The organism is Leptothoe sp. EHU-05/26/07-4 (assembly GCF_043421015.1).
Taxonomy (GTDB): domain Bacteria; phylum Cyanobacteriota; class Cyanobacteriia; order Phormidesmidales; family Phormidesmidaceae; genus Leptothoe; species Leptothoe turfae.
Window position 1 is genome coordinate 143544 of the sequence record NZ_JAXSQV010000007.1, and the last position, 26293, is coordinate 169836.

Below are 26293 nucleotides of genomic sequence, written 5' to 3' on the forward strand. Positions count from 1 at the left end.
CAGTCAGGATGTCGTATCAGACTATGGTTCAGGGCCGTATGGTTAACCCCTAGAAAACCCAACACTCAAAATTCAAAAGACTAATGTTTGAGGGCTCTATCTAAACTCACAGCCCCTGCACCAGCATCAATCACCATGAGCAGTCCACCGATCAGGCCTAAGTTCTTGAGAAATGAATTGATCTGAGTAGGGTCTGCTACGAAATTGTGAAACATGAGCGACGCTGGAATTAGAAACAGAACCAGCAGCAGTGCGCCAATTTTGGTCTTGTAACCCAGGAGTAATGACAGGCTCCCCAGGAGCTGAAAAGTGATGGTTGCAGCCGCTAATAGACTGCCAAGGGGCAAACGCTGACCCAGCATGTCAGCAAAATCAGAAAAGCCCATCAGATGATTAATGCCTGCTTTTAGAAAGATCAGCGCTAAGCAAACACGGGCGGCAAGGGGTAGATACTTCATAGGTCAGATTGGGTGGTTTTGTATTGCTTTGGGACTAAATATAAAAACAAATACCACCAGACGAAAATCACGAATGCAACAGGTGTTGTAATCCACCAGCGATGCAGCCATGTCCAGCTAATTGTAGGGATAGCCAGGCCAGTTAAAACGATGGACCATGGTTGGCACCACCAAGGTTTTAGCTGCCATAGGGATTGGGGATTTTTGGATGTTTCCATGGATAACTCAAGACACCACACATGCTTAGGGTAGCTTGGGCTGCTGACCGCTATGGCAAAAAAAAAGCGGTTGAAACAGCGTAAAGCTGTCTCGCCCGCTCCTTGTTAACCCACCCCAGGAGCTGCCCATCATAAAACAGACAACCCCGGTTCTGAAATTGCCAGCATCGACAGACACTAGCAAAACCTAGGAAGCTCAGCAGCAGGCATTGCCCTGGTAACGAAGGGTTAATGCACTGACTTTCACATTTCTTGCCTAAACATCTGTACCTTTCAATGTTTCACAACTGGAAGAAACGTGTTGAACTATCAACTTGAGTTAAGAATCCCATGGAAAGATAACAAATAGGTGTAATTACTTATTTTCTTTATAATTGCTCCCTATTGGTAGCCCTTGATACTTTTTTCATTTCTTCCTAGGTAGGATTAAGGTAAGCCTGAACTCAGGGTGATGTTTTTTGGGGATGTTACTGATGACTGATTTAGATCGTGCCTACGATGTCAGTAACCTGGACTTTTATCGTCATTACCATGGTAAGCAGCTTTATTATCGATGGGAGGGAACGGTGTGGTGGCGACTGTCACCTGAAGCGCCGTTAGAGAAGATAGTTGCGATCGCAGGCATGAATGCCACCAAAGTATTCCTTTGCTCTGGTGAAAATGGCGAGTATGGCCACCGTATTAATCGAGAGCTAGGCCTCTATTGCGATCTAGACACTGGCGATGTACTTACCCAGTGGCAACCCTTTCCCAATCGGCCACCCGTATCCGTAGTACCCATTGCCAACCGAGTTGTGCAGGGAGATGTCAGCCCCAAAACGACGACGATTCCTGCGGGGCAACCTTACCTAAAAAAAGTCCAGGAGATACCCCTCACCTATCCCCATCCCCTGGCTGACGATCCTCAGTATCGCGAACACTGCCCTGGGCCTACATTTCAAGGCACCGAATATTTCACAACCTACGCTGTCCGCCCTGGGGTGACAGCGCCCACCCCCCTTTGGGCTCGCGATTGTCCCTGGCTCCCATGGATGAAGATGGGTTATGAGCATCCTGCTCGTCTGAGATTTGAAACCACCATTCAGCGAGTGGAAACTTTTGAAGAGCTTAATCCAAAATTAATTGAAGTAATTCGTCAGCGTGTACCTATTTATGAGCACACCCCAGATACCATCGACGAACCCAACGTTACCAGTACGACTTATTTCAAAAAATATTTTGATGCCTATCAAGCAGGTGAAGAATTTCCCATTAGGGAGGCTGAATAATAAGTCGACAAGACCTGGCTAGGGAGATTAGGCGAGTTTAGAATAGAATTTCTAATAATAGGCGTTTGTCCCCCTAGGGGGCATTGAGAGATCAGGGTAACAACGTTTCAATTAGATGGCTGTTTGAGGAAGAACTATGTCTAGAAACTGGTTGTTGCATGTGGCTGTTTTCCCACTCTTGTTAGGTGGAGTTGCTTGTACCCAGTCACCTGAGGCTAAAGTCGGTACCCTAGAATTAAGGGCTAATGGTGAAGACTTTATTCGACAGGGGTTTACTAGTAAAGATGGCTGGCAAATTGAGTTTGACCATGCCTATACCAATATCCAGGATGTTGTTGCTTACCAGACATCGCCTCCTTTTAATCCAGATGCTGATGTAGAAATTACAGCTCAAACCAATACTGTGCTAGCAGACGCCGCCAATGTGGATCTAGCTGAGGGGGATGCAACTGCTGCACCCATTTTGGTAAAACAGGTAGAGACGCCAGCAGGTCGCTATAACGCTCTATCTTGGAAGCTAGTTTCAGAGGGGGAACCATCCTTGGTCTTAATCGGAACAGCAACCCGTGATGGTGAAACCATTCCTTTTGAAATTGCCATGAATCCGTCGTTAGAATTCTTCTGCGGCGATTTTATTGGTGATGAGCGTAAAGGGATTTTAGATCCTGAAGGAACGGCAGATGTGGAAGCCACGTTTCACTTTGACCATCTGTTTGGTGATATTGATATACCTGCAGATGAGGTCCTCAATCGCGGGGCGCTGGGATTTGACCCGTTTGCGGCTTTAGCACAAGATGGTGTTGTTAATGTAACTCCTGAAGACTTGGAAGCAAGGCTGACCAAGGTGGAGAAACTTCAGCTCGCCGACATCTATAAAGGCTTAGGACACGTAGGAGAGGGACACTGCCGCGCAGAGGAAATCTAAGGAGACTGTCGGGTCAGATTTGTAGCGTGGTGAGTGATCCTCCATTTTTGCTTAGTAATTAAAAAAAGCTAGCCCATCAACCTGCTGAACGCCTCCAACAGGTTGATGGGCTATTTACTTTGAAATAAAAATAACTCAACTTATGGAGAAGTAATCAACACGCTCAAAATATGAACGCTCAAATTTAACAGCATTCAAAGAATTAGGAAGAAATCCAAAAAACTCCAGTTTTATATCTTGAAAATTTTTCCCAGACATGGGTGATAAGTCGGGAATCCAAATGGCAGGAATATAAATATCCTGTTCAACTAAAAAATCTTCAGTGAACAAATAGGGACTACCCATATCTTCTTTTTCTGTTGACGTTAAGCTTGATCGAAAAGTCAAACCCTCATCATGGCTACAAATCATCTCTTCTTGACAAAGACCATTATCATAAAACTTGTAGACCAGTTCACCTGAAGTATCACAATTAAAGTAATACAAGGCTTGGCTTGCTAGTTTCTTGGAGAGAAGTTTGGCATCTTCTTCATAGCCTGAATATGTTTGCCCCTTTAGATATCGAATAATTGTCCAGGGATGTCCCTTAAATTGAATGAGAATGAGACCCTGTGAAGGTATATCTACAGAGGTTGCGTAAACATCTGTATACCAATGCTTGACTTGTTTGATCTGGTTTAAGGTTTCAGCAACTAATTGAAGCGGTGCACGCACAAGAGTCATCAAAATATGTATGTCACTAGTCTCACTTCCTCTTAATTTCTGGATATCCATTGATGTTGCCCTAGTCTATGCGTAATGAAGCCCCCACGAACACGACGGCACATGGAGGCTTCGGTTTAGATATAAAGGGTCAAGTAGTACAGGTTTCTGTCTACTTAGATATACGGTTCGCTATAGGAGGTTATTCCATACTATGCTTTGTCCGCGAACCCACTGTATGTTGCGATGGTTTGTATACACCCTTTTTCAGCACAAGCCTATCGTCTCCTCACACAGTCATCAATTTTTAGTCGTATGTGTCAGCGATCACTGTGAAATGCTCCGATAGAGTATTAACTAAAGGATTCTGAGGAGATAGTGCACCGTTGTCCAGTGAGTTCTGACGCTGGATAATTGGTCTAGTGAATCTTGAAAGTGTAACAGCACCCAAAACAATCAACTGAAGAGTTCTTCTAAATTCAACACAACTTCTAATTAGAGTTGTTTTATGTAAGGTGAACCTACTATAAACAGGGCTCTCTATTGCAAGTGAGAAGAGGTGTCAGTGATTCGTTTGGGTACTGTCTTTGACCCGTCAAACGATTCTATCGAGATATCTATTGTTAGACCTCCTTTCGTTATGACCATGAGCCTTTCAGCCCATGTCCTTAGGATATTCCGACAATGTTTGAAAAACTCTTCTCTGATACAAACGTTAATGTTGTTATTTGTCATTGTTTTCCCTGTGAAGCAGTGAGATAACTCTATGGAGTGTGATAGTTGATGGTGTTGCTTGTTGTGATATCACTATTTTTGGGGTTTTTGTTGCACCCACTGCGATACGCCTTTGGCTGCGTCCTGATAGTCCTTGAGCGCTATTAACACTCCATTCAGCTTTTCTTGTGAATTTACTTTGTTCAGATTAGAGAAGGCTGACATCGCTTGCTTTAGCTGACGATCTGCGATCGCAAGTATGGTTTTTCGTTTTGCTAATTCTGGTTCATATGGATCAATGGGCATTGTCTTTTCCTTAAAACTGAGTGGATCATCAGAATTATTCAGTCATATTTTCCCAGCATCAGGTTCCATTAATTTAAAAAAAGCCCCTACCAGTAGGGTAGAGGCTCTAGAGTGTGTGTTGTAGGGAGAGTCTGAATAGAAAAGGGTGCCCTGAAATAATGAAGCATTTCACAGATTACGGAGTCTGCACCGGGCATCTAGAATTTTTAGTCGGAGCACCGCAACAGTTCGGCCCCAGGCACCCAAGCTTGTCAACCTGAGCACCGCAACAGCTCAGCAATCTGTTAGCGGACGGACTTAGTACGAGCATCTAGAGCATCGAGGCGTGCTTCCTGGATGTTATCAACAGCTTTGGTACGAGCATCCAATGCTTCCAAACGAGTAGCTTGGATATCCTCAACCGCTTTAGATTGGTTGTTAAGGTGCTCAAGACGTAGCTTGTGAACACTGTTCTTAGTGCGAGCATCCAGGGCGTTGAGCCGAGTCTCTTGGATGTTATCAACGGCTTTGGTGCGAGCGTCCAGCGCATTTAAGCGAGCAGCTTGAATGTTATCGATAGCCTTAGTGCGGGCATCCAGGGCGTCAAGGCGAGCGGCTTGGATATCTTCGATAGCCTTGGTTTGGTTGTTAAGGTGCTCAAGGCGTAGTTTATGGACGGAATTCTTAGTGCGGGCGTCTAGCGCTTCGAGGCGAGCGGACTGAATATTGAAGCTAGCGGGCTCAGCGGCGGCAGCGATGGGTGCGATCGCAGCGGAGGCAACGAGAACAGTTAAAGCGGAAAGAAGTGTGCGTTTCATGGTTAAAGCTCCTTATGAATTCGTGAAGTGTGTTTACTTGCTTCATTGATTACAAGGATGCCGGGGCTACCTGAACGCTATCTGACCGTAAACTGAAGGTTGCTTAAGGGGTTTCTGAATTTGGCTGAGGAAATGTAGTGATATGGGTCACAAGGGTGATTGTGGGTTGTGTTGGCGGAGCCGCTCCAGCGGAGCATCGCAACTGCCCAATATCTATTCAATATAAGAAGCCCCCACAGCTACTAAGACCCATGGAGGCTTCGAGTTAAATATAGAGGGTGCCTAAATAAATTTAGGTAAGTAATACAGAGTTCTGTCTACTGAGGTATTTTGTGTCTGCGATTACAGCTTTAAATCACAACAGCACCCAGAACAATCGACTGAGGGACTCTTCTAAATCAAACAAGACTTTTTAGAGTTGTTGTATATCAGGCGAACCTATTATCAACAGGGCTCTCTAGTGCAAGTAAGAAGAAATATCAGTGATGTGTTTGGGTGCTGTTTTTGAGTCGTCGAACGATTCTATCGAGCTATCTATCGTTAAACCTCCTTGTGTAGCAGCTATGAGCTTTTCAACTCATGTGTACAGCATATTCCTGTAGTGCCTCAAAATCTCTTCTCTGATACAAATGGTAACGTTGTTATTTGTCTCTGTTGTTTCTGCTGACCAGTGAGTTAAGTCTATGGGATGCTAAGGATCATGATGATGATGCTTACAGATAGGCTGTGATTACGGAAACGCGAGAGCTGTTTGATTGCAGTGTACGTGAGTGAGCTTTACCAGATGACTGGGGTTAAGGCGAATAAACGGCATACGCTGCCTCAGCCTGTTCAAGAGGCTTAGATAAGGTTTGGCAGGTTGCAAAAGTGTTGGTGTACACTATGCTGTCCTACATGATTAAACCAGTTGATCTAAGTCCTATTACTCAGGCAATGGTGGCCCTGGCTCGGTAGGATTGGCAGATCGGTCACTATGGAATTACTTACTATGGTTCGGTTGAAGGCGCAGATCACTTTACTCGGATTACTCACCGCTAGTTTGCTTGGCAGTTGTAACCCTGTCGTAACGAGTCGCCAAGCTGAAGAACCAGCCCCATCTGCTGTAACACAACCATCGGATATCGAAACGTCTGATGCTGAGTATCAATTGGCCAATACACCGCCAGATTCGCCTGCTACGGCTTTTAGTAGACCTAAACGTCAATGTTATCGACTAGACAATGATCGCCTGACAACTAACCTGCGTTTGACCATTGACTATCAGCGCCAAAGCATTCAAGGGGATGCCCGCTCTGCAGCACAAAATGATGAGGCAGGGAATTATGCCACCTATGCCCAGTCATTTTCAGGCAAGCTAGCCGATAATCAAGGAAAAATGCGGGTATTTACCTGGAGTGAACATGATTTTCAAGCGGATGATGAGACCTGGAGCTTTACAGATGATACGCTCACGATTGGTAAGGATGTGCTCAACCTGACGGACTGTCAGTTAGTTAGCCAAGCTTTTCAGGATTTCAATGGTTTAGAAGCCAGTGATCTGCTTGATGACATAAACACTGGCCTGACAGAATCAGTCCGATTTGCACCAGGAACCAGCTCCATTACGCTAAGCAATAGCGCTCTCCAGGGTAAGCAGAATGTTTACTATTTGAGGGTAGATGGGGGGGAGCAAATGAATTTGTCCATCAAGTCACTGGAGAACAATGCGCTCTTTGATGTGATTTCTCCGAGCCGTTATATTCTGGCCAATAAAGCGAAGGAAGAAACCATTCTGTTGCCCCATCCGGGAGACCATATGGTGATTGTTGGTGGGTCGCGAGAAAATGCTACTACCTATGAACTCACCATTGATATTGAATCGGCAGCTGCACAGTAACTCAATGCAGTCCTATATGGTGTTAATCACAATCATAGGCTTTGCATAAAAATCCCCTGACATCGCTGCCAGGGGGGCTGTACTTTAAGAGAATTTGAGAGATAGGAGAGCTAATTCTTTCTCTGGTGTATAGGGATTCAATCCATACCAGGTGCATTCCCAACCAGTTTTTGTGATCCCCATGGGTTTTTAGTGTGTGTTTGCTCACTTAGTGCGGGTCAATGGCCTGTTGCATAGCTTGTTTCTGTTCTATCTAAACAGGCTAAAAGCGCTGTATTAATGCCCTCAACTTGTGCTGGCGACTATCCGATGAGGCCATCGCATCTACAAAGTTTAGCAACGTGTGTGGTATTCCCAATAAGCTACCAATATGGGCACGTAGCTTGCTCCAGTTCGAAAATGTTCTTGAGAGTGGTACATTCCACCAGCGGTTGATCGAACAAACCATGCCATGGCCCACAGAAGTAATCTCATGCCACCAACCAGCTGGAATAAAGAGCATTTCCCCTGGTTGGAGGGTGATATCAATCCGATGAGGCATAGCCATTTTAAACTTTGGAAAGACTTTCAAATCTGGATTATCTGGATAGACCTTACTGTAAACAGCACGACGTTTTGCCCCATGCATTAAGTGATTCCACACGGAAAATGGATATAAATTGTAGAGCTGAGAAGGTGGAAATAATGTGACTTGCTTTGTGCCTGCCAATTGAGCAAGTGTGCCATCCATTGGGTCATAGTGTAAGCAAGAGGTATGTCCTGCAGGACCACACCATAGATTTTCAGGGGTAACGGGATTTGACAACTTCAGTAGCTGTTCAACTGGAGAAAGTACAGAAACCTTTTCTAGAGATGTTCCCTTAAGGCTGCATCTAGCGAGATAGAGATCGTACTTGCGTGCGTCACCATTGAGAATCAGATCAGCGTAGGTTTCAAAGGTGAGACTACTAACAGATACGCCACTGCCCATATCTTTCCATTGGCGCTTTTCCTGTTGATATCGTTCTCTTCCATATTGGCGAACAGGAAACAGTTGTGTGCCCAAATGTTTGCGAAGAAACTCAAGGTTCCAACCATCTGAATTCTCTAACAGCCCCTTCATAAGAAGAGGTCTTCCCTGTTGTAGGTACTGCTTGTGAATTAATTCATAAGAAAATCCCTCAAGTAATAACTCTGGATGAACTGGATCGAGAAAACGTAAACCAGAACAATTAGATGAAGTCACTGACTGCTTAATACTCTTCAAGGGTGATTTTTTGGCTGAGAACAGTAATTAAATGCTTAGTGGAAAAGGGTTTGATAAAGATATCTTCAGCCGCGGTGGCCTGTCGCAGGTCATGCCCCCCTACTTGATAATCTTTAGCTATCACAATCAAGGGAAGCCTCTGCTGCTGGAGCACTGCTAGCAATGGCAGGGTCTCGGCTTGAAAGAAATCGGCATCGACTAACACCAAGTCGATAGAGGTGTGCTTCACTTTTTCAATAACAGCGTTGTAGGTGGTCGCAACGCAAGTGTTCCAGCCTTGAAGCTGAAGCCCTTTTTCTAATAATTTGGCAAGGCGTAGCCGGCTAGCCGTGACAAGCACACGAATCATAGCTCTAACGCAACCGTATAGAGTAGCTATAAATTAAGAGCTGTATTAAGCGACTTTATTAGTCATCCAATACAGGGATGGTTTCACCACCATTGGGGGTTAAGGTGAGAGCTTCAAATTCGTCATCGTCATAATAGCCAGTAACAGTAACTGTGGTGTTTACTGAGATGGCTGCCTCGCGCATAGCGCTAGTTTCAGCGTCGATTTCAATTTGTCCAGTACCATCATCAAGCAGAAAGTCATCACCCATCAGACGTACCACTTCTCCAGACAGTGTGACGATATTGTTACTACGCAGTGTTTCAACGGTGGTTTGGGTTTGAGTCATCCCCGGCATGGCTAGGCCGGTTAGCACAGTTATGGTGGTAGCACTTGCACCCAATAACAGTGTCTTCATGGTTGAACTCCTCCAGATTACTTCGCAACGGTGTCTAATAAAGATCTGGATTCTATGATGTGGCCTAAAAGTAACACGAAGGTTTCAAGGGATATAATCAGCGGCTAGGGGTAGCCGAATTTCAAACTGTGAGCCTTGTTGCAGTTGGCTGTTAGCCTTAATTTGTCCGCCATGCAACTCAACAATTTGGTGCACAATAGCTAGTCCTAAGCCAAACCCGCCTGCCTGCCGCGATCGATGCTGATCAACTCGATAAAATCGCTCAAAAATATGAGGTAGATCTGCTGCGGGAATACCAATCCCAGAATCTTCAACCTGAATAACAATCCAGCAAGCTTGAACTTGACATTTCAGGCGAATCATTCCTCCTGTCGGAGTATAGTGACAGGCATTGTCCAACAAATTAGCAATGGCTTGCTGCAATAAGCCATGCTCTCCCTGTACTGTTGCAGAACCATCGGGGAGCATACTGTCAAAGTGCAGGTTCTGAGCCATTAGCCGAGGAGCATAGTTAGTTTTAATAGTCTTTAGTAGGGCAACTACATCGATGGGCTGAAAGACTTCAGCAGGCAAATTACCCTGGTGCCGGGCTAGAAATAAGAGATGCCCCACTAATGTACTCATTGACTCTCCGGTTATAGAAATAGTCTTCAAGCAATTAGTTTGCTCTGTTGGGGAGGTGGGTTCCATCAGGCCAAGTTGGGCATTGCTGATAATTGCAGCCAAAGGTGCCCGCAGTTCGTGGGAGGCATCGGCGGTAAACTGCTGTAGCCGATGATAAGCATTGCGAATGGGTCTCATCGCTTTGCCACCTAAAAACCAGCCAGTGCCGGCAATGGCCGCTAAGGTAATCGGTAATCCGATGCCTAGAAACACGCGCAGTTGTTGTAGGGGTCTCATCACCGGGGTGAGGGATGCGGCCACCTGTAGATAACCCAGCAGTCGATCATCCCTATAAACGGGCAGAGTCAACTGCCGTAGTGGTTCCAATGGAGCAGACTCAATGCCCTGTAGTGTCTGAAATCCTAATGTTGTCTCCAGAACAGGGGTAGGTATTTCTCCCATAAACTGCAACAGTTTTTTGTCAGGGGTGTACCACCGGGCAAAGACGATATTAGTATCCAGCTTGATGCTATCACGGCCCAAGATGGGGGCGTCTTCTAAGTCGATATGATGTTGTGCTTCAAAGGTGATTTCTTCCACTCCAGAGGCAATTACCTGGCTTGTGTTGTACAATTCTTGGTCAAAAGAATAGAGACGACTGCGAGCGCTCCAGGTATAGAGTATTCCGGCAAAAACTACTAAAATACTGCCCATGGAGAGACTAAACCACCGAGCTAGGTTAAGGCGACTGTGCTCGAACATCAGCTCTAAGACTCCGTTTCAGGGATAGCTAAGCGATATCCTATGCCATAAACAGTTTGCAGCCAGCCATGAGCCTGGATAGACTGTAGACGTTGGCGTAGGCGATGCACCAGAATCGCGACAGCTTTACTGTCGGGTTGCATGTCCCATTCCCATAAGGCTCGCTCAATCTGGTTGCGGCTGAGTACCTGACGAGGATGCCGTAGCAGATATTCCATGAGCTGAAACTCTCGCCCTGACAGCTGAACGCTGGCATTTTGGTGTTGTAATTTTAGGGTGTCGAGATTTAGTTCTAGCTCTCCTAATGATAGATAATCTCCTACCCACAGCGGAGAGCGCCGCCCTAACGCTCGTACCCGTGCCAGAAACTCCATTAGGTTTACAGGCTTGACAAGGTAGTCATCGGCACCAGCATTGAGTCCAGTTACCTTATCGAGAATTGTATCTTTGGCGGTCAGAAACAAGACTGGAGTAGTTTTGCCCAGACGACGATACTGCTCACACAATGCTAGTCCACTGATCTGGGGCAGCATCCAGTCGAGCACGAGTAGATCGTAGGTGCGATCGCACATCAGTTTTTGGGCTGTCTCTCCGTCCACTACGGCATCGACACCATGCCCGGCTTTGCTTAGCGCTTGGTGAAGCGGTTGGAGCTGGGCTGCATCATCCTCGACCAGTAAAATTTTCATTGGGGGTACGATCCTTTGGAGACGAGTCGTATACTCACAATAGATACCGAGGCGGCAGCCATGCAAATGGGAAACACCCTCAAAATCAGCCTGGGATTTGGACTACCGATGCTGCTAACTGGGGCTGCATTTTGGCTAAGCAGCGGCTGGTTAACGAGGCAGGTTTTTGGTCAAAGTGGTTCAGACGTGGTTCCGATCGACACTACAGGCGCGCAGACAGTGAATGTTGCCTTTATGGTGAGAGTTCTGGCCATTGATGCAGAAATTGATCAGAACCTTCAGATAACTGAGGTATCAGTACAGATTGGCGGGTCTTCTTTGCAAGAAATGGAATTTAAGTACCCCTTAGCAGACTATGACGAAATAGAGCAGGCGATTGCTCAGGATTTGGACATTCTCCCTGAAACAGTACGTAGCCTGATTCGGTATCGTATTGATTAAGATTTTTTCAAACAAGCAGAAGGCTGCCATACCCAGGGCTAACAGCATCAAAATTCCCATCATGGAGCCTTGAAGTTGCGGGTTAGCTCCACAACACAAAAGCCCGGCATGCTGCCAGGCTTTTGCCATGGGGCTTAATTGTCAGTTGTTACCCAGTCTGCGTTCTCACCCCTTAGCCTCGGTCGCCACAGAGGCTTTTACCTTGAGGTGATTGATGGCACTGCTAATTTTCTCGTAGCTGTGCAACGTAGTCGATCACTCCCTATATAGTGCAGCCAAATAGGCTGTCTAGGTAAAGTCTATTCACATGGGGCTGATTCGCACCATTTTGCATCAGAAAGAGAGAAAGTGCTGCCTGCATAACGCGTTCCTGACTCCATAGCTCGTGGGTGCTTAGATAATCTTGTATTGAATGGTGTAGCGTTTCAGGAATCTCGATCATCAGGCTGACAGTGACTGGAGCTGTTGTACTTGCTGAAGCTTTAGGAGCTGAAGTCATAAATCTAATATCTCTTAAATTAACGGGCACAACAAATCAGGGCCTAGTAGATCACCCTTACCTAAGTGCTGCAAATGGGGGCTAGCAGCAGCGGGGACACAGGGCAAGGAGGCCTTCACTAGGTCGCCTAATTCAGTGGAGCTTTATTGTGCAGGAGGAGGAGGTAATTCGCAAGCGCACCGATTCTTTATATTTTTCTAATGAGATTTTTGGGGTAACGACACCAAGAGGGTTAAGACATTTTTTTCGTTACATTCGTTTATAAAGTGAGATTGATCCCCATACTTAACCGTTTTCCACAGAATCGCTAGATCTGCTCATCAGTCGTAACACCCTGGGGAGAACTCTACTTAACCTGTGGAAAAACTAAGGAAAACCCTGGGGAAAACTTCTGTGAGTATGAATAAATGTATTTTGATAAAATTACCTAGATTGGCTGATTTTCATCAAAATGCTCCGGATGCTGGGTACTGGCCCATAAGGCTCTTTCAGAAGATAATTCGCCCTTAAATACGCCTTAATGATTGTATGAATCTCTGGGTGTAGAAATTACCAACTGACAGGTTAGTTCCTGTGGAGAACTGCAATTTGCCCCCGTAGCATTTTGAGTCGATTATCGAACTCCAGGGCAGCTGCAAACGGGTATTGGGTGTTAACACTGAGATCGCAGATGAGTCCATGTATCTTGTATCCACTGTTAGAAAGCAGGTGAAGTAGACGCGCATGTGATTGCCTGGGTCATCGGCTTTGCTGAATCTGCGATCGTAATGTTCAAGGCTAAATGAGTCAGTACTAACTAGACTCGGTTGAGACTGGAGCTTTCTGTTGGGCGTTGTTGTCGTATCTATTCAGCCATGGGAGCCCCATCTCAAATGTCAGGAAATCACGACGGATCAGCCAATTTTTTTGATTATGTAGCTTGCAATACGATTTGATAGGTTGTACAACTTAAGTAGCTTAAAAAGCGTATCGCTAAACACTTAATTGCCTCAAGTTTTATGGTGAGGTATCACGTTTTATCTGTTCGATCTTTCTGACTGCTTAGACAAACGCTTCGGTTCTTGAGTTGGTAGCCCATCTTTGCGATACAAACAGCGTTTGTGTCGCGTATGGTCTGACTTGTTTTTTTACTGCTTACTATCTGGCAAAACTCAAACTAGCGCCTAGCTAGCCTTCTGTCCATGTCTATTTTGATTGGTTCAGGCTTTGTTGCACTGCATAGTCAACACACTCTCCAACACGCTGACTGGTTGGCAGTTTATGCCCTCGCATATGATGAAGGTGTCGGTGAACGCCTTGCTGCCTATGATTTTGAAGATTTTCTAGGGCTATCAGTTTATTTGTTTATTACTACTCAATCTCCAGGGACTCGCCAACAACTCTCTCAGCTATTCCCTAAATTTGGTAGTGCAATTGTTTTGCCGTTACTTAAAATTCTGTGTAGGAAAGAGCTTTTTGTTGAGCAAAACATCCCGATGTTGGCTCAACAAAGCTTAAATGAAATGACGCCCTATTCCTTAATAATTGGGCTCAATCGGGCATTAGACCTTACTGGTCAGAATAATTTGAAGGCGCTCACACTGCAAACAGTAAACCAGCTATTGCAGTCGTGTGAACCATCTGTTCATTTAGTGTTGTCTCAGTTACTGTCAGAGACTAATCGACGCTTGGTATCTGAATTTTCAGGATCTCAGCTGCCTGAACGTGCGATAAGTGTGGCCGGGTACAGGCCTGATCAGCACCGTTTAAATGTCACTGTGCAGAAGCGTAAAGTCACTCAGTGTGTATAGTGTCATCGTTTGTTAACACTGGTACTTTAACGATTCAAAAACTCAGTTGTGTGTTCTTCTACAGGGTATTGCCGGTTTCTTATACTTGGTCGGCAAATCTCTTCGGTACAACGCAGATCACCTCAAAAGATTTTTGTTGTAAAAAGTTTTAGGAGCAACTATGAGAATTTTTAACCATGATATTACCCTCAGTACCCATGACCAGGAAGCTGGCACAGCTCTCTTTTCGGGGCGAGTCCTTGCCTTGACTCATCCAGAAGACAAAATTCAGATGACGCCTGATCTCCAGTCAGAGTGGGCATTTATTGTGGATCACTATGCTCAAGTGGGGGTGTTTCACAGCCATGACGTTATTTGGTCACGTTCTCTAGACGAAATCAATCGGCATGGTGAGTATGAGCCCTCATTTTATTTCTTTGGAGATGCGGTCAATTCACACCATCAATATCGTCAATTCTTTACTCAGCTAAATCCTCAGTGGTCTGAAGTTGTTGAATTTATTAATTCTAAAAATAACTTTATTCAATTAGCAGAAGCTTTAGGTGTACCTGTTCCTAAGACGTTGCGATTTGCCAATCTATCAGCGGCGAGAGCAGCAACAGATATTCCATTTCCTTGCTATGTTAAGCCTGCTGTCTCAGATCATGGTGCAGGTATTACACGCTGCTCCGATCAAGCTGCTTTAGAAAGGGCATTTACACAACTGGCTCCAGATGCAGCACTGCAAATTCAAGCCGAAGTTCAAGCCTCTGCTTTTTTGAACTTGCAATATCGAGTGACCGCTGATGGTGTGCAACCTTTACTGGTGTCAGAGCAGATTTTAGAAGGCTGTGTCCATCGCGGTAACCGTTACCCGTCTCAACATGAGCCTTGGGAGAGTATGGAGCCCCTAGCAATGTGGTTAGGTGAACATGGCATGCAGGGGATCTTTGCTGTTGATGTTGCCGTTGTGCCAACACTTGATGGGGTGCAGTATTTAGCGATTGAATGCAATCCACGCTTTAATGGTTCATCTTATCCAACCCTCGTTGCCCATAGAATGGAGATTCCTTGCTGGAGCAGCATTACCTATAAAACGCCGTTGCGCTCACTTCAAAATGTTGATCTAACTGATATTACGTTTGATCCAGACAAAGGCCGAGGTGTCATTCTGATTAACTGGGGCACGATTAAAGTTGGTGAAATCAGTGTACTCTTGGCGGGATCCCTGGTGGAACAGTTTGCGCTAGACCAGGAGTTAAAGGCCCGATTAAATGGAGACTTTGTAGCACAGCCATCACCCAAGGCAACCCAACAGTTAGTATTGCAGAGATAAGCTGGCTATTTTTGTTGAATTCAGTAGGTAAACTAAAGCTCTGGTGACTGCCGGGGCTTTTTTCTGTTCTTTACCTTTTGCAAATACTGTGTTCCTTTTTTAGGCAAAAAAAGTCCCTACCGATCGATAGGGACTGAGAGGTTTTGCGCTAGCAAAGCGAGATACGAATTGAGCGTGAACGTCGAATCACCTAAATGTCATAAATTCGAGATTCAAGGGCATGGGGATTTTCGTCGCAGTAACGTGCAAAGGCCTCGTTGGCACTCACCCGTGGCTGGCGCGCCTTTGCCGTTTGTAGTTCTTCTACGGCTTCCCAAGCAATGGCCGCGTCAATGCTTCTTGGACCATGCATCTCTGTTAGGCGACGGGCATGTTCCAATGCGGCTTTGAGGCGGGTTGCAAACGCTGAACTATCAGAAGATGGTTGCTGTAGAGAGATAGGGATTAAAGGCGCTGTTGTCGTCGCGATAGTCGTGTAAGACATGGTAAAAACCGGGTGTATCGTGAACTGTTTATAGCTTATCTATAAACTCTGTAAATGAGTAGACGAAAATCATATAAGTTTCATCTATGTCTCATTAGCTTTCTTTACCTATCAGCATTGGCGGGAAACAAAGAATAGTCGGCTCAGCTTGCTTAATGGGACTGGCTACAATGCAAGGGATAATTGTGTTTGTCGCAAAACTGGGATGTCCCCCTCTCTTCTAGTCAGCCATCGACTTGGAAGCACCCTCTTCCAAGCTGAGAGTAGACTGGGTCAGTAGATGGTCTCAATTAGCTATAAGATATCCAGGCTCCTTCTGTCACCCAATTTTGGGGAAACTAGATTCAAAGGCCCCCAAATTAGGGAGTTGGGCTTCGGTTAGCTCAGCTGCATGGGCAAACTCTAGGCAGTTGAACAACCTGTTTACCTCTTATCAAGGTTTGAGTTCACCTACTGATATCGTTTGGTCAGATAATTCTATGCGATCGCCCTTTTCCAAAGCTGCGTCTATTTTCTTTAATCCTGAAACTTTGTTGCCCTTTCTAATTGGGTCTATTTTTCTAGCGGTGTTGGGAAGTGCTGTTTGGGAGGTTTTGTTTTCCCTGGTTACTGACCTTAATGATAATAATGCGCTAGCTGCCGCTGTCCAGTTGGCGATCGGCTCCCTGTTAATATTTCTCTTGTCGGTGCTGTTATTTGCTAGAGGTCTAAAACAACTAGAGCCTGAGACGCTGGCTGATGCTCGCACTCCTATCAAGCATCGTGGTTTGATTTTGCTGGTCAGTCGAGAGGAACCTTGTCGCGTTGCAATCCAGCATCATGCTGATCGCTTAGAGCGTTGTTGGCTGCTGCATTCAGACCAGACTAAAGCCATGGCAGTTGCAATTGCTGATACGTATTCTGGTAGTCGCATTAGTTTCAAACTGATTCATGTGAATGATATCTATGACCCGATGGAGTTTTTTCAGCATATTCGTCGCATTTATGATCAGCTGCCCATTGGTTGGTTGCCACAGCAGGTGATGGCTGATTACACTGGCATGACGGCCCATGGTTCGGTCGGTATGGTGCTGGCTAGCCTGTCACCGAAGGCTCCTTTGCAATACACGCCGGTCAATCCAAATCGCTCGAATGAGTCTATGATGCCAATTGAGATTGCTCTGCGCTCAAGGGTAAAATCAGTGAGGCGCTAACAGGTTTCTCAATCACGACTGTAGCAACAGAGGTTGGTGTTCGAGCCAGGGTACTTGTTTGGCCAGCATTTCGATTGCGATCTCAGACTCCTGAACCTCATTCCATCGTTCCCTATAGGGTTTGATGATTGACCATTGCGGACCAATTGAGTAACCACCTTCACTGCCCACGATCAACATCCGTTTCCATAGGGGTTTGAGAACTTCTTCCCGAAAAATATCTGAAGTATACCCCTGCATTAGTTTCCAGTAATCACCTTGAAGTTGCTCATAGAGAGATAACTGGCTGAGTTCTTTCTTCTCCAATAGGCTTAAAACAGCTTGACTTAAATCACCAAGCGCTAATGGTAAAATTGGCAATTCTAGCCAATAGTTCTCCTCAGCTGTGAAATGCACACACTTTTCTGCATCGGCGTTTTGAGCCTGCACATAATACATGCGGGCATTGCTACCAGACAACGTTGTCGCAAGTTGCAACGCAAAGTTAACCGGATTACTGCCGCCAGTCAGATTTACCCACATTTCTTTTCCTTGACCACCAACTGATGCTAGCGAAGCAACAGTCTGAATAATACGGTCATAGGTCAGCTTGACATCTCGACGATCAATATGGCACCAGAAAATAGATACTGCAGAGCGATTACCAAAAATATTTTTGCAATGTAAATTGGGGAGCAAATCAGAAACGATACTCTTAATAGGCCTTCCCTGACAAAACTTTCCCTGAGTTTCTCCTGGTCGATTGTCTAGATAATCAAAACTATTAAAGGGAGATCCATCAAGCTTCTTGCCAGAGATCACCTCAACTGTTGAGAAAATAACAATACCTTGAACATCGCCCACTTTTCTATTTTCTTCGCGATGTTCCACTTCACCAGAATATGCAAAAAACTGTCGATCACTTTCATCCCATCGTTTGTAGCGATGGGACAAATACGATATGGGAGCTGAAATTACACCCGGTGATTTACCCAGACCCATGAGATGAAAAACGCCCATGATATTCGTTGTTAGCTCCTTGCAATACTGTTTGCTGAAGTTAATATCTGACTGTGTCCCATTCCCAGTCTTGTTTTCATTCCACTGCCTGCAAACTGGCCATAGTGAACTAATAAGTTCGCCACCTGAGCTAGCAGCGGATCGCTTCGATACAAAATACTCAAAGTAGCTGTCCCAACAAAGCCACTCACATTACCTTTGTAAATAGGAAAAGACTGGGTTTGAATGCGATGACGAGATAGAGCTACGGCTTCCCCTAGATAGCTAATCAGTTCATCACCACCTAAATAAACCGGTGAAAAGTGATTCCAGCGCTCTAACCAGCTACGAAACAACAACGTTGGCACTGGCAACGGCAAGTAGGTGCGATTTTGAGAAAACGCAGTGGGGGAGAGAAACGAAAGCGCTAGCTGACGCTCGGGTTCTGGTTCGTCCACCACATATTGGTGGTAAAGCACTTCGTAACTGGTAATATCATCTTCGCGGTCTAGAATGCTAAACTCTGCGCCTAGAAACTCCAACGTTTCGCCCAGGTCGAGATTAGCAACTGCTTTTGACGCAGATTCTTGTAAACCGCTCAGTGACAGCCGATAAAACTCATCTGGGCTGAAGGCGATGAACTCCCCAGTTGTCTGGGCTTTTCCCAACAATCCCGAAAATGTGGTCGAAGGAATGGTCTCGCTACCCAACTCTATGCCTGCTTGGGTATGAAGCCGTTTGCTCAGCTCCAGTCGATAAGAGCGAGGCAGGGTGGCTGTTGCCTTAGGTTTTAGTATCCAGGTAGATCGCATTAGCATTGGCTACATCATCTCCAATTTGACCCAGCCGGGTACATATCTGATTTCTCCTCTATAGTTTTTCACTGTACGACGTGACTTGGGCGCTTCAAAGTTAGGCGCTGAAATCCCACAGGTATCTCGCACCTTAGCAACCGTGTCATCGGGTATCAGCAAGTTAATTGTTGTTCCCATCAGACCGCTAGCCCAACCAATTCTCAGCGTATGGGGGCATTGCTCAGGTTCGTAAATGTCTCGAATATCGTTAAAATCTAGCGCCTGTCCTCGATCATCTGGATTGTTTTTCACATTGGCCCAATAGTCATGTTCAAAATCCCATTGGTCTTGGGCAAATTCTCGGCAGATGTTTAAAACATCCTCAATGGATTTAAACGGCAGAGACATCTGCTGGTTGTGGCGAAACCATTTCAGCATCTCGTAGTCAAGACTGAGGGTAAAGTGAAATCGCACATTGAGCACCATCTCAGCATAGATAGAGGCTCGATATTTGGCTCGATTATTACCGTAATGGCTAGAGATCACCACCTCAGATACAATCGGTAAGTTTCTAAAGAACGGACGTTTGCCTTCCGGCTGAATTCTTTCTTCAATTAAGGGAGAGGCATCACTCACTTGAATAGCTCTCATAAAGTCTGTATTTGGTCCGGTTCTCGCTTTTATTGCCTGTCCCTGATAACGCAAACTAAAGTCTGAAAAGAGCGTTTCCATAAACAATGGATCATCGGCAAACTTAGCCCGGCGTTTTAGCTCTCCCATGGACTGACGCAGCCGCTGTTCGATCTGGCTGGGACGCTGCGGACCTGGCACATTGTATTTGTTGGCATATTTGAGCAGGTGATATGCGATCGCAGTTCTAATTGCTCCCTTAATCGATGAGCCGGGAATATAAAACTGACCGAAGCCATTGCGAATCATCGGACGTAGCTCAGTTACCCGATCAGCCCATTTCAAACTACGCAAATGTTTTGGAAACAATGGCTCTCCATCTGTATCTGATGCCGTCCACCACTTTTTCCCAAAAGCATTTTCTAACAGAGATGTAATTTCATCCTGGTCCTGAATGCGTTGAATATAGTCATTGAGAAATCCTCGCGCCTGTAGTGCTCGCGCCAGGGCATCGGGTTTAGATAAATAAACAAACTTACCCGTCTGCACATACTCAAATGGGCCTAGCTGCGGAACCGCCGAACCAATGTGTAATAAGCGGCTCGTCAGCCGAATTTGTCTAGTCTCACATAAATTGGGTTTCGAGAGAACACTGGTGGAGACCATGGGCTTTATACAATAACAGAGTATGATAACAAGGAACTTATGGCTGAACTGCAAGACTTAAGGCGATGCCGCTGCGATAGATGTGATGTTTCTTAAACTGTGCAGGGGTAACATCGGCTAGTTTGCCATCAGGTTTACCAGTAAATACAGACCCCTCAGCAAACATATGCACCTTCTTGCGACGCAGCTGTCGCCCAGAAAAAGGAGACGCAATCCAGCCCCCCCGTTCGATTAGGATGTAACAGGTGGCATCCCCTAACATGACATCGGGTACCGGATTCTCCCAGTAAAGACTGATCAGGCTGTGGTGTACTGTGTCAGAGGTCAGTTTAGGATTTAACACCGTTGTCCATAGAGATGATAGCGGTTCCTCTGGCAACAGTTCAAAGCGTCCAGCACCGCTAGAGCGTTCACCCCCGATGCCGTCTTCTCCTAGCAAGTGTAATGCGGCCATTAGTTTGTTTTTAAGTGCTTCGTCGGCAGTTCTGAAATCAACTAAAAAGTACAAACCTGCCAGGTTAGTGACACCATCTTTGCGCTCAGGTTGATTATCAGGACTCCAGTCAAACTGATTGAGTCCCGTGTGGTAGAAATTAGTGGCGCGGGTGGTGCGGTCAATGGCGACCTTGGGCAGCTTATAGCGCTTAAAGGCGCTGCTATAGTCAAAGGCTCCCGCTTTACCTAACTCGTTTATTTTGTTGTCTGGATCGTCACCATAGGCCACCAGAGCATCATAGTCCTCATTACTAAAGCCGGTGCCCTGGTACCAGCGCTGCCAGATTTTTAGGGGCAGATAGTGAATCTTTTTATAGGTTTTGGTGATTTTTAGCTCTCGTTCTGAGGTAGAGGGATAACCTGCCGGGTGCTGAATTGGCTTAGGCAGGTAGTCGATAAACTGATCTGGCTTATCGAGGCTCCGACGATAGACAAAAGTGGAACTTAGTCGAAACGGAGGGTTGGCTGTTTGACACTGATCGAGCAGTGTTTCGATATCACCAGGAAATAAGCGAGCATAAGCGCTGATCCAAGCACTAAAAAGAGCATCAGAACGAATCCGTTCGCTGGTTTGTTCTAGGCCAATGCCGGTTTCACCAAAATGGGTAGGGCTGCGACCAAAGTTGAGTCGGATAAGCTTATACACCATGGTTTACTGAGCCTCGCTTGCTGGTAACAGACGCTGCTCAACTGCTCCGGTAAGCTGACCAAAGTTTTCGAGCAGAGCAGCGGTATTGTCTAGTTCAAGGATTGGCTGTAGAAAGTCAACATTACCGCTGGCAAGCTGTTGATATTGGTCAACGCCCCGATAGTAGAACTTAAAGTTGCTAAAGCTTACTTTGCCATAGCCGCGTGAACCGTGACCTCCCAGGGCATCGTCTTCGAGAATCGCAAGTGCGATCGCAAGATTCTTAATATCGTCACTCGCTTGCTCTGGATTCTCGACGGTATACACCAGTTCAAACGTAAACTTTGCTCCTGCTGGCACTCGCTCTAGTTGCCTGGGGTTAGCAGCTGCCGTAATCCGATCAATGCCATTCTCAAACTTCCATTCGGTCATGTAAAGACCCGTATCAATTTTAGCCAGCTGTTTAACAGATTCTTCGATCAAGTGACAATCGCGAACAATCAGACGAGCAGGGGCATTACGGCCTTTCACACGAGTATAAGACTCGTTTTCGATAATTGTTGTGCGGCTGTTATTATCTTTGAGTTCAGCCGCTTCAGCATCTGATGTTTTAATCCAACAGTTATTCCCTGTTGAACCAAACAGACGGCTCACTGGGCAAGTAGCAGACCCTTCAAAGGCAACATAGCGTTCGTTGCTAATTTCTGAATAACCATCGACAACATCGTCACTTTCATAGCGATAAGTGCCACTCCCTCCCGGTCGGTTAAGCGGCTTGTTGAGCAATCGTTCTAGGGTAGATCGCAGCTTCCCTTTGAGGGATGACCCTGGCAGATAGGGCTGTTGAGTCATCGGATCTCGAATGACTGGCTTGTCAATGCCACCAATATCGAGAGACTCACCACTTCCACCAATGTGTAGGCCGGTTTCAGCGGTTAAAGTACTGACAATACGTAACTTACCCAATAGGGGTTTTTGCGGTTTAGTAACAACACTCATATTTATCTTCCTCCAGCAGCTTTGTGGTAAGCAATAATTGATTCAATGAATTGCACCAGGCGTTCGAAGTCTTCTAGACTGTGAACCTTGTCAATGGCGGCAGACATGACGCTACTCAACGGTTTTGCTGCTCGTTGACGAGCAGCGGCATAGGCGAGCTTAGGTTTGAGAAGAACAATATCAGCTTCAATTTCGACAAAACTTTTGGATGGTTCTTGCCCTGAACCAGGTTCATCACCGATCAGATCAGCTTTGACACGATTAATCGCATCTAAAAACTTACGAATTTGGTTTGTCTCCAGGCGCTGATTGCGTAAGAAGGGACCAAAATCGCTGGCATCTTCGACCAGGGTACGAATATTATAACTTTGCAAGCCTGAGTCTAAGCTGTTAATTGTGTTGATGATGCGCTCAACCACATCAGTTGAATCTTTACTTCTAGGTTTTTGCTTAGGCCCATTTGGGTGCTTGACCTTGGGTTTATCTGACATTGTCACCTTTGGATTGATTTGAAGAACGATTGAGAAGATCTAGCCAGGTTGCGATCGCACGAAAGTAAGGTGCATTATATGGACTTTTAAGTGAGCTAGTCACTCTTTTCATATCCTGAGCTTTTTGAGTTGAGTTCGGTAACCGAGCCAGCGTATACGCCACCCTAGGCAGATGCAAAAAATATTGAATGTCTCGAATATCTTCTCGCATTTTCTCCTTAAGTTGAGTTTTGTCAGTGTTATTAGCTGGCTGCTTCAATGCTTTTCTGGTCTTTTCCTTTCTAGCTTTTACATGCTGTTCTTGTAACTGAGCAGTCACTAGTAAGTTTTGTACAAAGCTATGGGGTAGATTGTTAACCTGATTAAGAATATTTACAAACGGCAAGATGCCATATAACTCAAGTAAACTGTCGTCCTTGAGATAACTTCTAATCTTGTCAGGAATAACAGATATATCCGATACTTTGGTGTCCTCATAACCAAGCCATTGTTGCCATTTGAAAGTTTGACCAAACAGCGTTAGGCTGTCGCGTCCGTTCCCCTTAGCGGTACTTTCAGCATCACCAGAGTCATCCGCTGATTGATATAACGGATATTTTGGGACACTTAAACTAATGCCGCCTGAGAGGGTAATACCTGAATGTTGACCAGTGTAAGCTCTAAAGCTCTGATAAACATCAAAGCCAAACTCTACAACTTCATTCCAGGCACCACTAACAAAGAGATCATCACCTCCTGCATAAATAAACAGTAAATTATCGTTAGCAACTGGTGGTGCGTTTATAGTTGGATTAGTCAACTGTCTATAATCCTTCGGTAGGTTAGCAGAACGTTTTTTGGCAAGGCTATTGAGATATACCTTAAAGAAGTAGCTCATTTGCCGAGAAAGGCCAGACAGTTTTGGCAATGTATATGACTTGTTCAAGCCATTGGCAAAAATCTGTCCTAACCGATCTACATCCATACGCAGATATCCTACTCGTTTAATTCCTTTAGATTGATCTGCCATCTCAGCTGCTGTAATAGAGCTGGCCTTCGGTATGTCTGCTGTGTCATCAAATTCACTTTTACTGGGTTTGGCATAGTTTCCTAACAATAGTGGGTAAACATTACTAGTCTTGTAGTATTCAATATCCCAGTTATTCACTAGCAATATTGGTTTACCATCTGCAGCTCTTAAAGCTTCTTCAGGTGAGTCAAATAAGTTGTAAAAGACCCTACCCGAGCCTAGTTTGAAACGTAGTCGGGTAGGTGTAATGGGTGATTTTTGAGATCGCACAATTGCCTTAACTTGCAAAAGCTGTCTGCCGAGGCGGAATATTCGCCTGCAGGTTTCGCAGGCATTCACAGATGTTGGGTCATCTTTGTTTAAATTAGCCAAACGTTTAACGTCATCTCGGTGGCATACCTTACAAGGCTCATGAGCATTTTTCGCTTTGAGAAGGTTTGAAATTTGAGTGTCAAACTTTCGATTCTTTTGATGATGCAGAAGTTTAATGGCAGTCTGCCAATGGTTAGCAAACACTGGTAATCCCACATCTGAGGCAGGAAAGCAGTGACTATCTAAACCCAAAAATATTCTGCCCTGATACTCCTTTAAAAACCAATTGTTAAAGGCATCCTTAATCGCAGTAACAGTTTTATTTACCGAGTCATGAGCAGGTGCGAGGATATAGCATTTACTTGCACCTGCATAAATAACATTAGTACGTGGCAACTTAAGTTGAGATAGAAGCTGTTGCACAACTTCTTCTGTAATCAACTCTAGTAAGAAGCTTCTGGCCCTAAGAGATTTGAGGGCTCCATCGGAAGCAATTGTGTAAATGAAAGGTTGAATACCGGAAATCTCACCAGCTATTAAACAGAGGTCTTTAGCATTTAGTGTATCTCCTGAGGCAGACGCCACAGCTGCTGTCATCTTAACCAGATCAAAAAAAGAAGCGTCTGATTCTCCAAAACTTACATAAGAGCCATATTTCTCTAAAATTAGGCTAAGTAGTGAAAGATTTTTCCAATCATCTTCATTCGTATTTAAGGCATCTAAGACATTCTTGATTTCGAGCTTTAATGCTTCAAGGTCTGACGTTGCTTTTATTTTGCTAACGGGATAAGGAACCAGTGGGTCTGTATCTACAATCTTCCAAGCAGGCCAAAAGTTCTCACCTCCCCCTCCGTTCTTTAATTTGATTGAATCAAAAATAAGACGTAGAGGAGACAGCTTTGACTGCTCATTAGGCCAGCGAAAATGGTCTTGTGACTTTTGAATAGAAGATTCAAAAGCTGACGATACTGGATAGGATAGGTCAGAGTTGACCTCTTTTGCCAACCGTAGGAAAGCCTGCTGAAATACTTGTAAAGCAATTTGACTAGAGATTGCACTCATTATGATTATTTCTCATTACTGTCTTTATCCACAGAAAATCTTGTCTGCCTTGTGCCAGTTCACGGTAAGCGGATTTCTGTTGTGCTACCAATCGACTTTGTCAATAGTCGCACTCATAGAGACTCCTGTAGAAGTGCTCGCACCTGTTCCACCAGCACTTCGGGCACTCCATCGGTCTCCCCCTGTACCCATGGTCCACAACGCACTTCCAAAAACGGCTCACGCTGCAACACTTCGATCATGGTCTCTAACGTGCTGTGAATCACTGCAATCGGCTGTAAATTCCCCTGATTTCCACAAAACTCATGCCAGGGCTCAATCTCTTCAGGCTTTGAGCTAATAATCAAATAATGGGTACAAGCATCCAAAATCGATTGCTTTTCCGGTTGCACCATTCCCCCAGCATCCACAATCACCAACGACTTTTGTTGCCGCAGATTACGAATCGCCTGCCCCTGATAAGGAAAAAAACGTTCCGTCAGAGTTCCTTTGTTAGCCAACTTAAATGCCTCTCGCTCGGATGCGTTTTCCGGCAGCTCTAATGTCCAATTACCCTCACCATCCCATTGAGCGCGTTGCAAATACACATCCGGATAATCTTTAACCAAAGTTACAAACAACTGGTGAGACAAAACACTCTTGCCACTGTCCGGCGGCCCCACCACCAATAGAGCAGGCCCCAGCTTATCAGGTTGAATAGACGGTACTCCCAAATTTAAATCCTCAAGCGGGAGCACCTGCCCAACACTGACAAGTTTAGAATGAGTTGTCGTCACAACCGCCCCCAAGCGTGGGTCAAAACAAGCAACCCACACCGTCGGATGACATTCATGCACCAGATACGCATAGAGCCAGACCGGAGCCCGCCCAGAGAGCACCACACCCTTGCGTGGATCTAGACCCGCCGGTAAACGCAATGTTGCTAACTCTTGCGGTTCAATAATGCGATCGCGACTTACCAACTCAATAGTTACCAACTGATACGCCAATCCCTGAGTCGTTTGATGATGGCTCAGCGTCAGTTGAATCGAAGCATCGGCCACAGATCATTCTCCAAAGCCAAACATTAGATATAGAAACACAACACTTTAATGTCATTGAGATGTAGCAGATGCATTGTGGATTCTTTTCACCACTAATCCCGTTATATGGTTTCCTTTTGCCAATTATGCATACACTTTAGAAGAGGGGGCTTCA

Annotated in this window: 27 protein-coding genes; 7 read left to right on the top strand and 20 right to left on the bottom strand. The window is 45.3% G+C overall.

The genetic code is table 11. From position 1 onward, the window contains the following. Positions 1 to 80: 80 nt before the first annotated feature. Entirely contained in the window at positions 81 to 458 is a 378-nt protein-coding gene (locus tag U2F10_RS25025) for a DoxX family protein (protein ID WP_163666130.1), read from the bottom strand. Beyond that, a complete protein-coding gene (locus U2F10_RS25030) occupies positions 455 to 676 on the bottom strand; it encodes a DUF6737 family protein (RefSeq protein WP_250565892.1) in 222 nt (73 codons plus the stop codon). Before U2F10_RS25030 ends, U2F10_RS25025 begins: the two co-directional genes overlap by 4 nt. Positions 677 to 1149: 473 nt before the next feature. On the opposite strand from U2F10_RS25030, the gene U2F10_RS25035 reads away from it, so the two are divergent. Next, positions 1150 to 1944, top strand: a complete 795-nt coding sequence (locus tag U2F10_RS25035) for a DUF1838 family protein (protein ID WP_163701203.1) — start codon at positions 1150 to 1152, stop codon at positions 1942 to 1944. A gap of 136 nt (positions 1945 to 2080) precedes the next feature. Then, positions 2081 to 2869 (top strand): DUF4382 domain-containing protein, encoded by a 789-nt coding sequence (locus tag U2F10_RS25040; RefSeq protein WP_163701206.1) that lies wholly within the window; start codon positions 2081 to 2083, stop codon positions 2867 to 2869. A gap of 135 nt (positions 2870 to 3004) precedes the next feature. On the opposite strand, the gene U2F10_RS25045 is transcribed toward U2F10_RS25040, so the two are convergent. From U2F10_RS25045 to U2F10_RS25055, 3 genes are all read right to left on the bottom strand, one after another. Continuing rightward, positions 3005 to 3643 (bottom strand): hypothetical protein, encoded by a 639-nt coding sequence (locus U2F10_RS25045; protein ID WP_499873618.1) that lies wholly within the window; start codon positions 3641 to 3643, stop codon positions 3005 to 3007. A gap of 735 nt (positions 3644 to 4378) precedes the next feature. Continuing rightward, positions 4379 to 4591, bottom strand: a complete 213-nt coding sequence (locus U2F10_RS25050) for a hypothetical protein (protein ID WP_163666140.1) — start codon at positions 4589 to 4591, stop codon at positions 4379 to 4381. Positions 4592 to 4875: 284 nt separating this feature from the next. Continuing rightward, a complete protein-coding gene (locus U2F10_RS25055) occupies positions 4876 to 5388 on the bottom strand; it encodes a hypothetical protein (protein ID WP_499867918.1) in 513 nt (170 codons plus the stop codon). 973 nt (positions 5389 to 6361) lie between these two features. Between U2F10_RS25055 and U2F10_RS25060 the strand changes: the two genes are divergently transcribed. Then, the gene (locus U2F10_RS25060) at positions 6362 to 7264 is read left to right on the top strand and encodes a hypothetical protein (RefSeq protein ID WP_499873619.1); all 903 of its coding nucleotides are present in this window, start codon (positions 6362 to 6364) and stop codon (positions 7262 to 7264) included. 262 nt (positions 7265 to 7526) lie between these two features. Here the strand turns inward: U2F10_RS25060 and U2F10_RS25065 are convergent, their stop codons facing one another. The 5 genes from U2F10_RS25065 to U2F10_RS25085 all read right to left on the bottom strand — a co-directional run bounded on the left by U2F10_RS25065 (position 7527) and on the right by U2F10_RS25085 (position 11310). Next, the gene (locus U2F10_RS25065) at positions 7527 to 8489 is read right to left on the bottom strand and encodes a cupin-like domain-containing protein (RefSeq protein WP_499873621.1); all 963 of its coding nucleotides are present in this window, start codon (positions 8487 to 8489) and stop codon (positions 7527 to 7529) included. 7 nt (positions 8490 to 8496) lie between these two features. Then, on the bottom strand, positions 8497 to 8859 hold the full coding sequence (locus U2F10_RS25070; RefSeq protein ID WP_499873622.1) for a hypothetical protein: 363 nt from the start codon (positions 8857 to 8859) through the stop codon (positions 8497 to 8499). A 58-nt stretch (positions 8860 to 8917) separates the two neighbouring features. Continuing rightward, complete coding sequence (locus U2F10_RS25075) at positions 8918 to 9256, bottom strand: NirD/YgiW/YdeI family stress tolerance protein (RefSeq protein WP_163701218.1); 339 nt, start codon at positions 9254 to 9256, stop codon at positions 8918 to 8920. An 84-nt stretch (positions 9257 to 9340) separates the two neighbouring features. Next, positions 9341 to 10621: a sensor histidine kinase gene (locus U2F10_RS25080; RefSeq protein ID WP_163701221.1), complete on the bottom strand. Its 1281-nt coding sequence runs from the start codon at positions 10619 to 10621 to the stop codon at positions 9341 to 9343. 5 nt (positions 10622 to 10626) lie between these two features. Further along, positions 10627 to 11310: a response regulator transcription factor gene (locus U2F10_RS25085; protein WP_163666154.1), complete on the bottom strand. Its 684-nt coding sequence runs from the start codon at positions 11308 to 11310 to the stop codon at positions 10627 to 10629. 60 nt (positions 11311 to 11370) lie between these two features. Between U2F10_RS25085 and U2F10_RS25090 the strand changes: the two genes are divergently transcribed. Beyond that, a complete protein-coding gene (locus U2F10_RS25090; protein WP_163666156.1) occupies positions 11371 to 11751 on the top strand; it encodes a hypothetical protein in 381 nt (126 codons plus the stop codon). 262 nt (positions 11752 to 12013) lie between these two features. Here the strand turns inward: U2F10_RS25090 and U2F10_RS25095 are convergent, their stop codons facing one another. Beyond that, complete coding sequence (locus U2F10_RS25095; protein ID WP_163666158.1) at positions 12014 to 12250, bottom strand: DUF2811 domain-containing protein; 237 nt, start codon at positions 12248 to 12250, stop codon at positions 12014 to 12016. Between the two features lie 1181 nt (positions 12251 to 13431). Here U2F10_RS25095 and U2F10_RS25100 point away from each other — a divergent pair. Beyond that, positions 13432 to 14040: a hypothetical protein gene (locus U2F10_RS25100; RefSeq protein WP_499873623.1), complete on the top strand. Its 609-nt coding sequence runs from the start codon at positions 13432 to 13434 to the stop codon at positions 14038 to 14040. A 160-nt stretch (positions 14041 to 14200) separates the two neighbouring features. Next, positions 14201 to 15355: an ATP-grasp domain-containing protein gene (locus U2F10_RS25105; protein WP_499873624.1), complete on the top strand. Its 1155-nt coding sequence runs from the start codon at positions 14201 to 14203 to the stop codon at positions 15353 to 15355. 190 nt (positions 15356 to 15545) lie between these two features. Here U2F10_RS25105 and U2F10_RS25110 read toward each other — a convergent pair whose 3' ends face one another. Then, positions 15546 to 15839, bottom strand: a complete 294-nt coding sequence (locus tag U2F10_RS25110; protein ID WP_499057246.1) for a Calvin cycle protein CP12 — start codon at positions 15837 to 15839, stop codon at positions 15546 to 15548. A 479-nt stretch (positions 15840 to 16318) separates the two neighbouring features. Between U2F10_RS25110 and U2F10_RS25115 the strand changes: the two genes are divergently transcribed. Beyond that, the gene (locus U2F10_RS25115; RefSeq protein ID WP_499873625.1) at positions 16319 to 17032 is read left to right on the top strand and encodes a CRISPR-associated protein; all 714 of its coding nucleotides are present in this window, start codon (positions 16319 to 16321) and stop codon (positions 17030 to 17032) included. 12 nt (positions 17033 to 17044) lie between these two features. On the opposite strand, the gene U2F10_RS25120 is transcribed toward U2F10_RS25115, so the two are convergent. The 8 genes from U2F10_RS25120 to crn3 form a co-directional block, all read right to left on the bottom strand. Then, positions 17045 to 18031, bottom strand: a complete 987-nt coding sequence (locus U2F10_RS25120) for a hypothetical protein (protein ID WP_499873626.1) — start codon at positions 18029 to 18031, stop codon at positions 17045 to 17047. 11 nt (positions 18032 to 18042) lie between these two features. Then, a complete protein-coding gene (gene cas6, locus U2F10_RS25125) occupies positions 18043 to 18828 on the bottom strand; it encodes a CRISPR system precrRNA processing endoribonuclease RAMP protein Cas6 (RefSeq protein WP_499873627.1) in 786 nt (261 codons plus the stop codon). Between the two features lie 3 nt (positions 18829 to 18831). After that, positions 18832 to 20100, bottom strand: a complete 1269-nt coding sequence (gene csm5 / locus U2F10_RS25130; protein WP_499873628.1) for a type III-A CRISPR-associated RAMP protein Csm5 — start codon at positions 20098 to 20100, stop codon at positions 18832 to 18834. A 37-nt stretch (positions 20101 to 20137) separates the two neighbouring features. Further along, entirely contained in the window at positions 20138 to 21244 is a 1107-nt protein-coding gene (gene csm4 / locus U2F10_RS25135) for a type III-A CRISPR-associated RAMP protein Csm4 (RefSeq protein ID WP_499873629.1), read from the bottom strand. A 3-nt stretch (positions 21245 to 21247) separates the two neighbouring features. After that, positions 21248 to 22222 carry a type III-A CRISPR-associated RAMP protein Csm3 gene (csm3, locus tag U2F10_RS25140; protein WP_163659059.1) on the bottom strand — a complete coding sequence of 325 codons (975 nt, stop codon included), beginning with the start codon at positions 22220 to 22222 and terminating at the stop codon, positions 21248 to 21250. Positions 22223 to 22224: 2 nt separating this feature from the next. Then, a complete protein-coding gene (csm2, locus tag U2F10_RS25145; RefSeq protein ID WP_163659058.1) occupies positions 22225 to 22713 on the bottom strand; it encodes a type III-A CRISPR-associated protein Csm2 in 489 nt (162 codons plus the stop codon). Further along, positions 22703 to 25096, bottom strand: a complete 2394-nt coding sequence (gene cas10, locus U2F10_RS25150; RefSeq protein WP_499873632.1) for a type III-A CRISPR-associated protein Cas10/Csm1 — start codon at positions 25094 to 25096, stop codon at positions 22703 to 22705. Before cas10 ends, csm2 begins: the two co-directional genes overlap by 11 nt. A gap of 113 nt (positions 25097 to 25209) precedes the next feature. Then, positions 25210 to 26139 (bottom strand): CRISPR-associated ring nuclease Crn3/Csx3, encoded by a 930-nt coding sequence (gene crn3 / locus U2F10_RS25155; RefSeq protein ID WP_499873633.1) that lies wholly within the window; start codon positions 26137 to 26139, stop codon positions 25210 to 25212. Positions 26140 to 26293: the final 154 nt, after the last annotated feature.

What these genes read in the sequence shown, in the direction of transcription:
- U2F10_RS25025 (WP_163666130.1), bottom strand. Translation starts at nt 458, where the DNA reads ATGAAGTATCTACCCCTTGCCGCCCGTGTTTGCTTAGCGCTGATCTTT.
- U2F10_RS25030 (WP_250565892.1), bottom strand. Translation starts at nt 676, where the DNA reads ATGGAAACATCCAAAAATCCCCAATCCCTATGGCAGCTAAAACCTTGG.
- U2F10_RS25035 (WP_163701203.1), top strand. Translation starts at nt 1,150, where the DNA reads ATGACTGATTTAGATCGTGCCTACGATGTCAGTAACCTGGACTTTTAT.
- U2F10_RS25040 (WP_163701206.1), top strand. Translation starts at nt 2,081, where the DNA reads ATGTCTAGAAACTGGTTGTTGCATGTGGCTGTTTTCCCACTCTTGTTA.
- U2F10_RS25045 (WP_499873618.1), bottom strand. Translation starts at nt 3,643, where the DNA reads ATGGATATCCAGAAATTAAGAGGAAGTGAGACTAGTGACATACATATT.
- U2F10_RS25050 (WP_163666140.1), bottom strand. Translation starts at nt 4,591, where the DNA reads ATGCCCATTGATCCATATGAACCAGAATTAGCAAAACGAAAAACCATA.
- U2F10_RS25055 (WP_499867918.1), bottom strand. Translation starts at nt 5,388, where the DNA reads ATGAAACGCACACTTCTTTCCGCTTTAACTGTTCTCGTTGCCTCCGCT.
- U2F10_RS25060 (WP_499873619.1), top strand. Translation starts at nt 6,362, where the DNA reads ATGGAATTACTTACTATGGTTCGGTTGAAGGCGCAGATCACTTTACTC.
- U2F10_RS25070 (WP_499873622.1), bottom strand. Translation starts at nt 8,859, where the DNA reads ATGATTCGTGTGCTTGTCACGGCTAGCCGGCTACGCCTTGCCAAATTA.
- U2F10_RS25075 (WP_163701218.1), bottom strand. Translation starts at nt 9,256, where the DNA reads ATGAAGACACTGTTATTGGGTGCAAGTGCTACCACCATAACTGTGCTA.
- U2F10_RS25080 (WP_163701221.1), bottom strand. Translation starts at nt 10,621, where the DNA reads ATGTTCGAGCACAGTCGCCTTAACCTAGCTCGGTGGTTTAGTCTCTCC.
- U2F10_RS25085 (WP_163666154.1), bottom strand. Translation starts at nt 11,310, where the DNA reads ATGAAAATTTTACTGGTCGAGGATGATGCAGCCCAGCTCCAACCGCTT.
- U2F10_RS25090 (WP_163666156.1), top strand. Translation starts at nt 11,371, where the DNA reads ATGCAAATGGGAAACACCCTCAAAATCAGCCTGGGATTTGGACTACCG.
- U2F10_RS25095 (WP_163666158.1), bottom strand. Translation starts at nt 12,250, where the DNA reads ATGACTTCAGCTCCTAAAGCTTCAGCAAGTACAACAGCTCCAGTCACT.
- U2F10_RS25100 (WP_499873623.1), top strand. Translation starts at nt 13,432, where the DNA reads ATGTCTATTTTGATTGGTTCAGGCTTTGTTGCACTGCATAGTCAACAC.
- U2F10_RS25105 (WP_499873624.1), top strand. Translation starts at nt 14,201, where the DNA reads ATGAGAATTTTTAACCATGATATTACCCTCAGTACCCATGACCAGGAA.
- U2F10_RS25110 (WP_499057246.1), bottom strand. Translation starts at nt 15,839, where the DNA reads ATGTCTTACACGACTATCGCGACGACAACAGCGCCTTTAATCCCTATC.
- U2F10_RS25115 (WP_499873625.1), top strand. Translation starts at nt 16,319, where the DNA reads ATGCGATCGCCCTTTTCCAAAGCTGCGTCTATTTTCTTTAATCCTGAA.
- U2F10_RS25120 (WP_499873626.1), bottom strand. Translation starts at nt 18,031, where the DNA reads ATGGGCGTTTTTCATCTCATGGGTCTGGGTAAATCACCGGGTGTAATT.
- cas6 (WP_499873627.1), bottom strand. Translation starts at nt 18,828, where the DNA reads ATGCTAATGCGATCTACCTGGATACTAAAACCTAAGGCAACAGCCACC.
- csm5 (WP_499873628.1), bottom strand. Translation starts at nt 20,100, where the DNA reads ATGGTCTCCACCAGTGTTCTCTCGAAACCCAATTTATGTGAGACTAGA.
- csm4 (WP_499873629.1), bottom strand. Translation starts at nt 21,244, where the DNA reads ATGGTGTATAAGCTTATCCGACTCAACTTTGGTCGCAGCCCTACCCAT.
- csm3 (WP_163659059.1), bottom strand. Translation starts at nt 22,222, where the DNA reads ATGAGTGTTGTTACTAAACCGCAAAAACCCCTATTGGGTAAGTTACGT.
- csm2 (WP_163659058.1), bottom strand. Translation starts at nt 22,713, where the DNA reads ATGTCAGATAAACCCAAGGTCAAGCACCCAAATGGGCCTAAGCAAAAA.
- cas10 (WP_499873632.1), bottom strand. Translation starts at nt 25,096, where the DNA reads ATGAGTGCAATCTCTAGTCAAATTGCTTTACAAGTATTTCAGCAGGCT.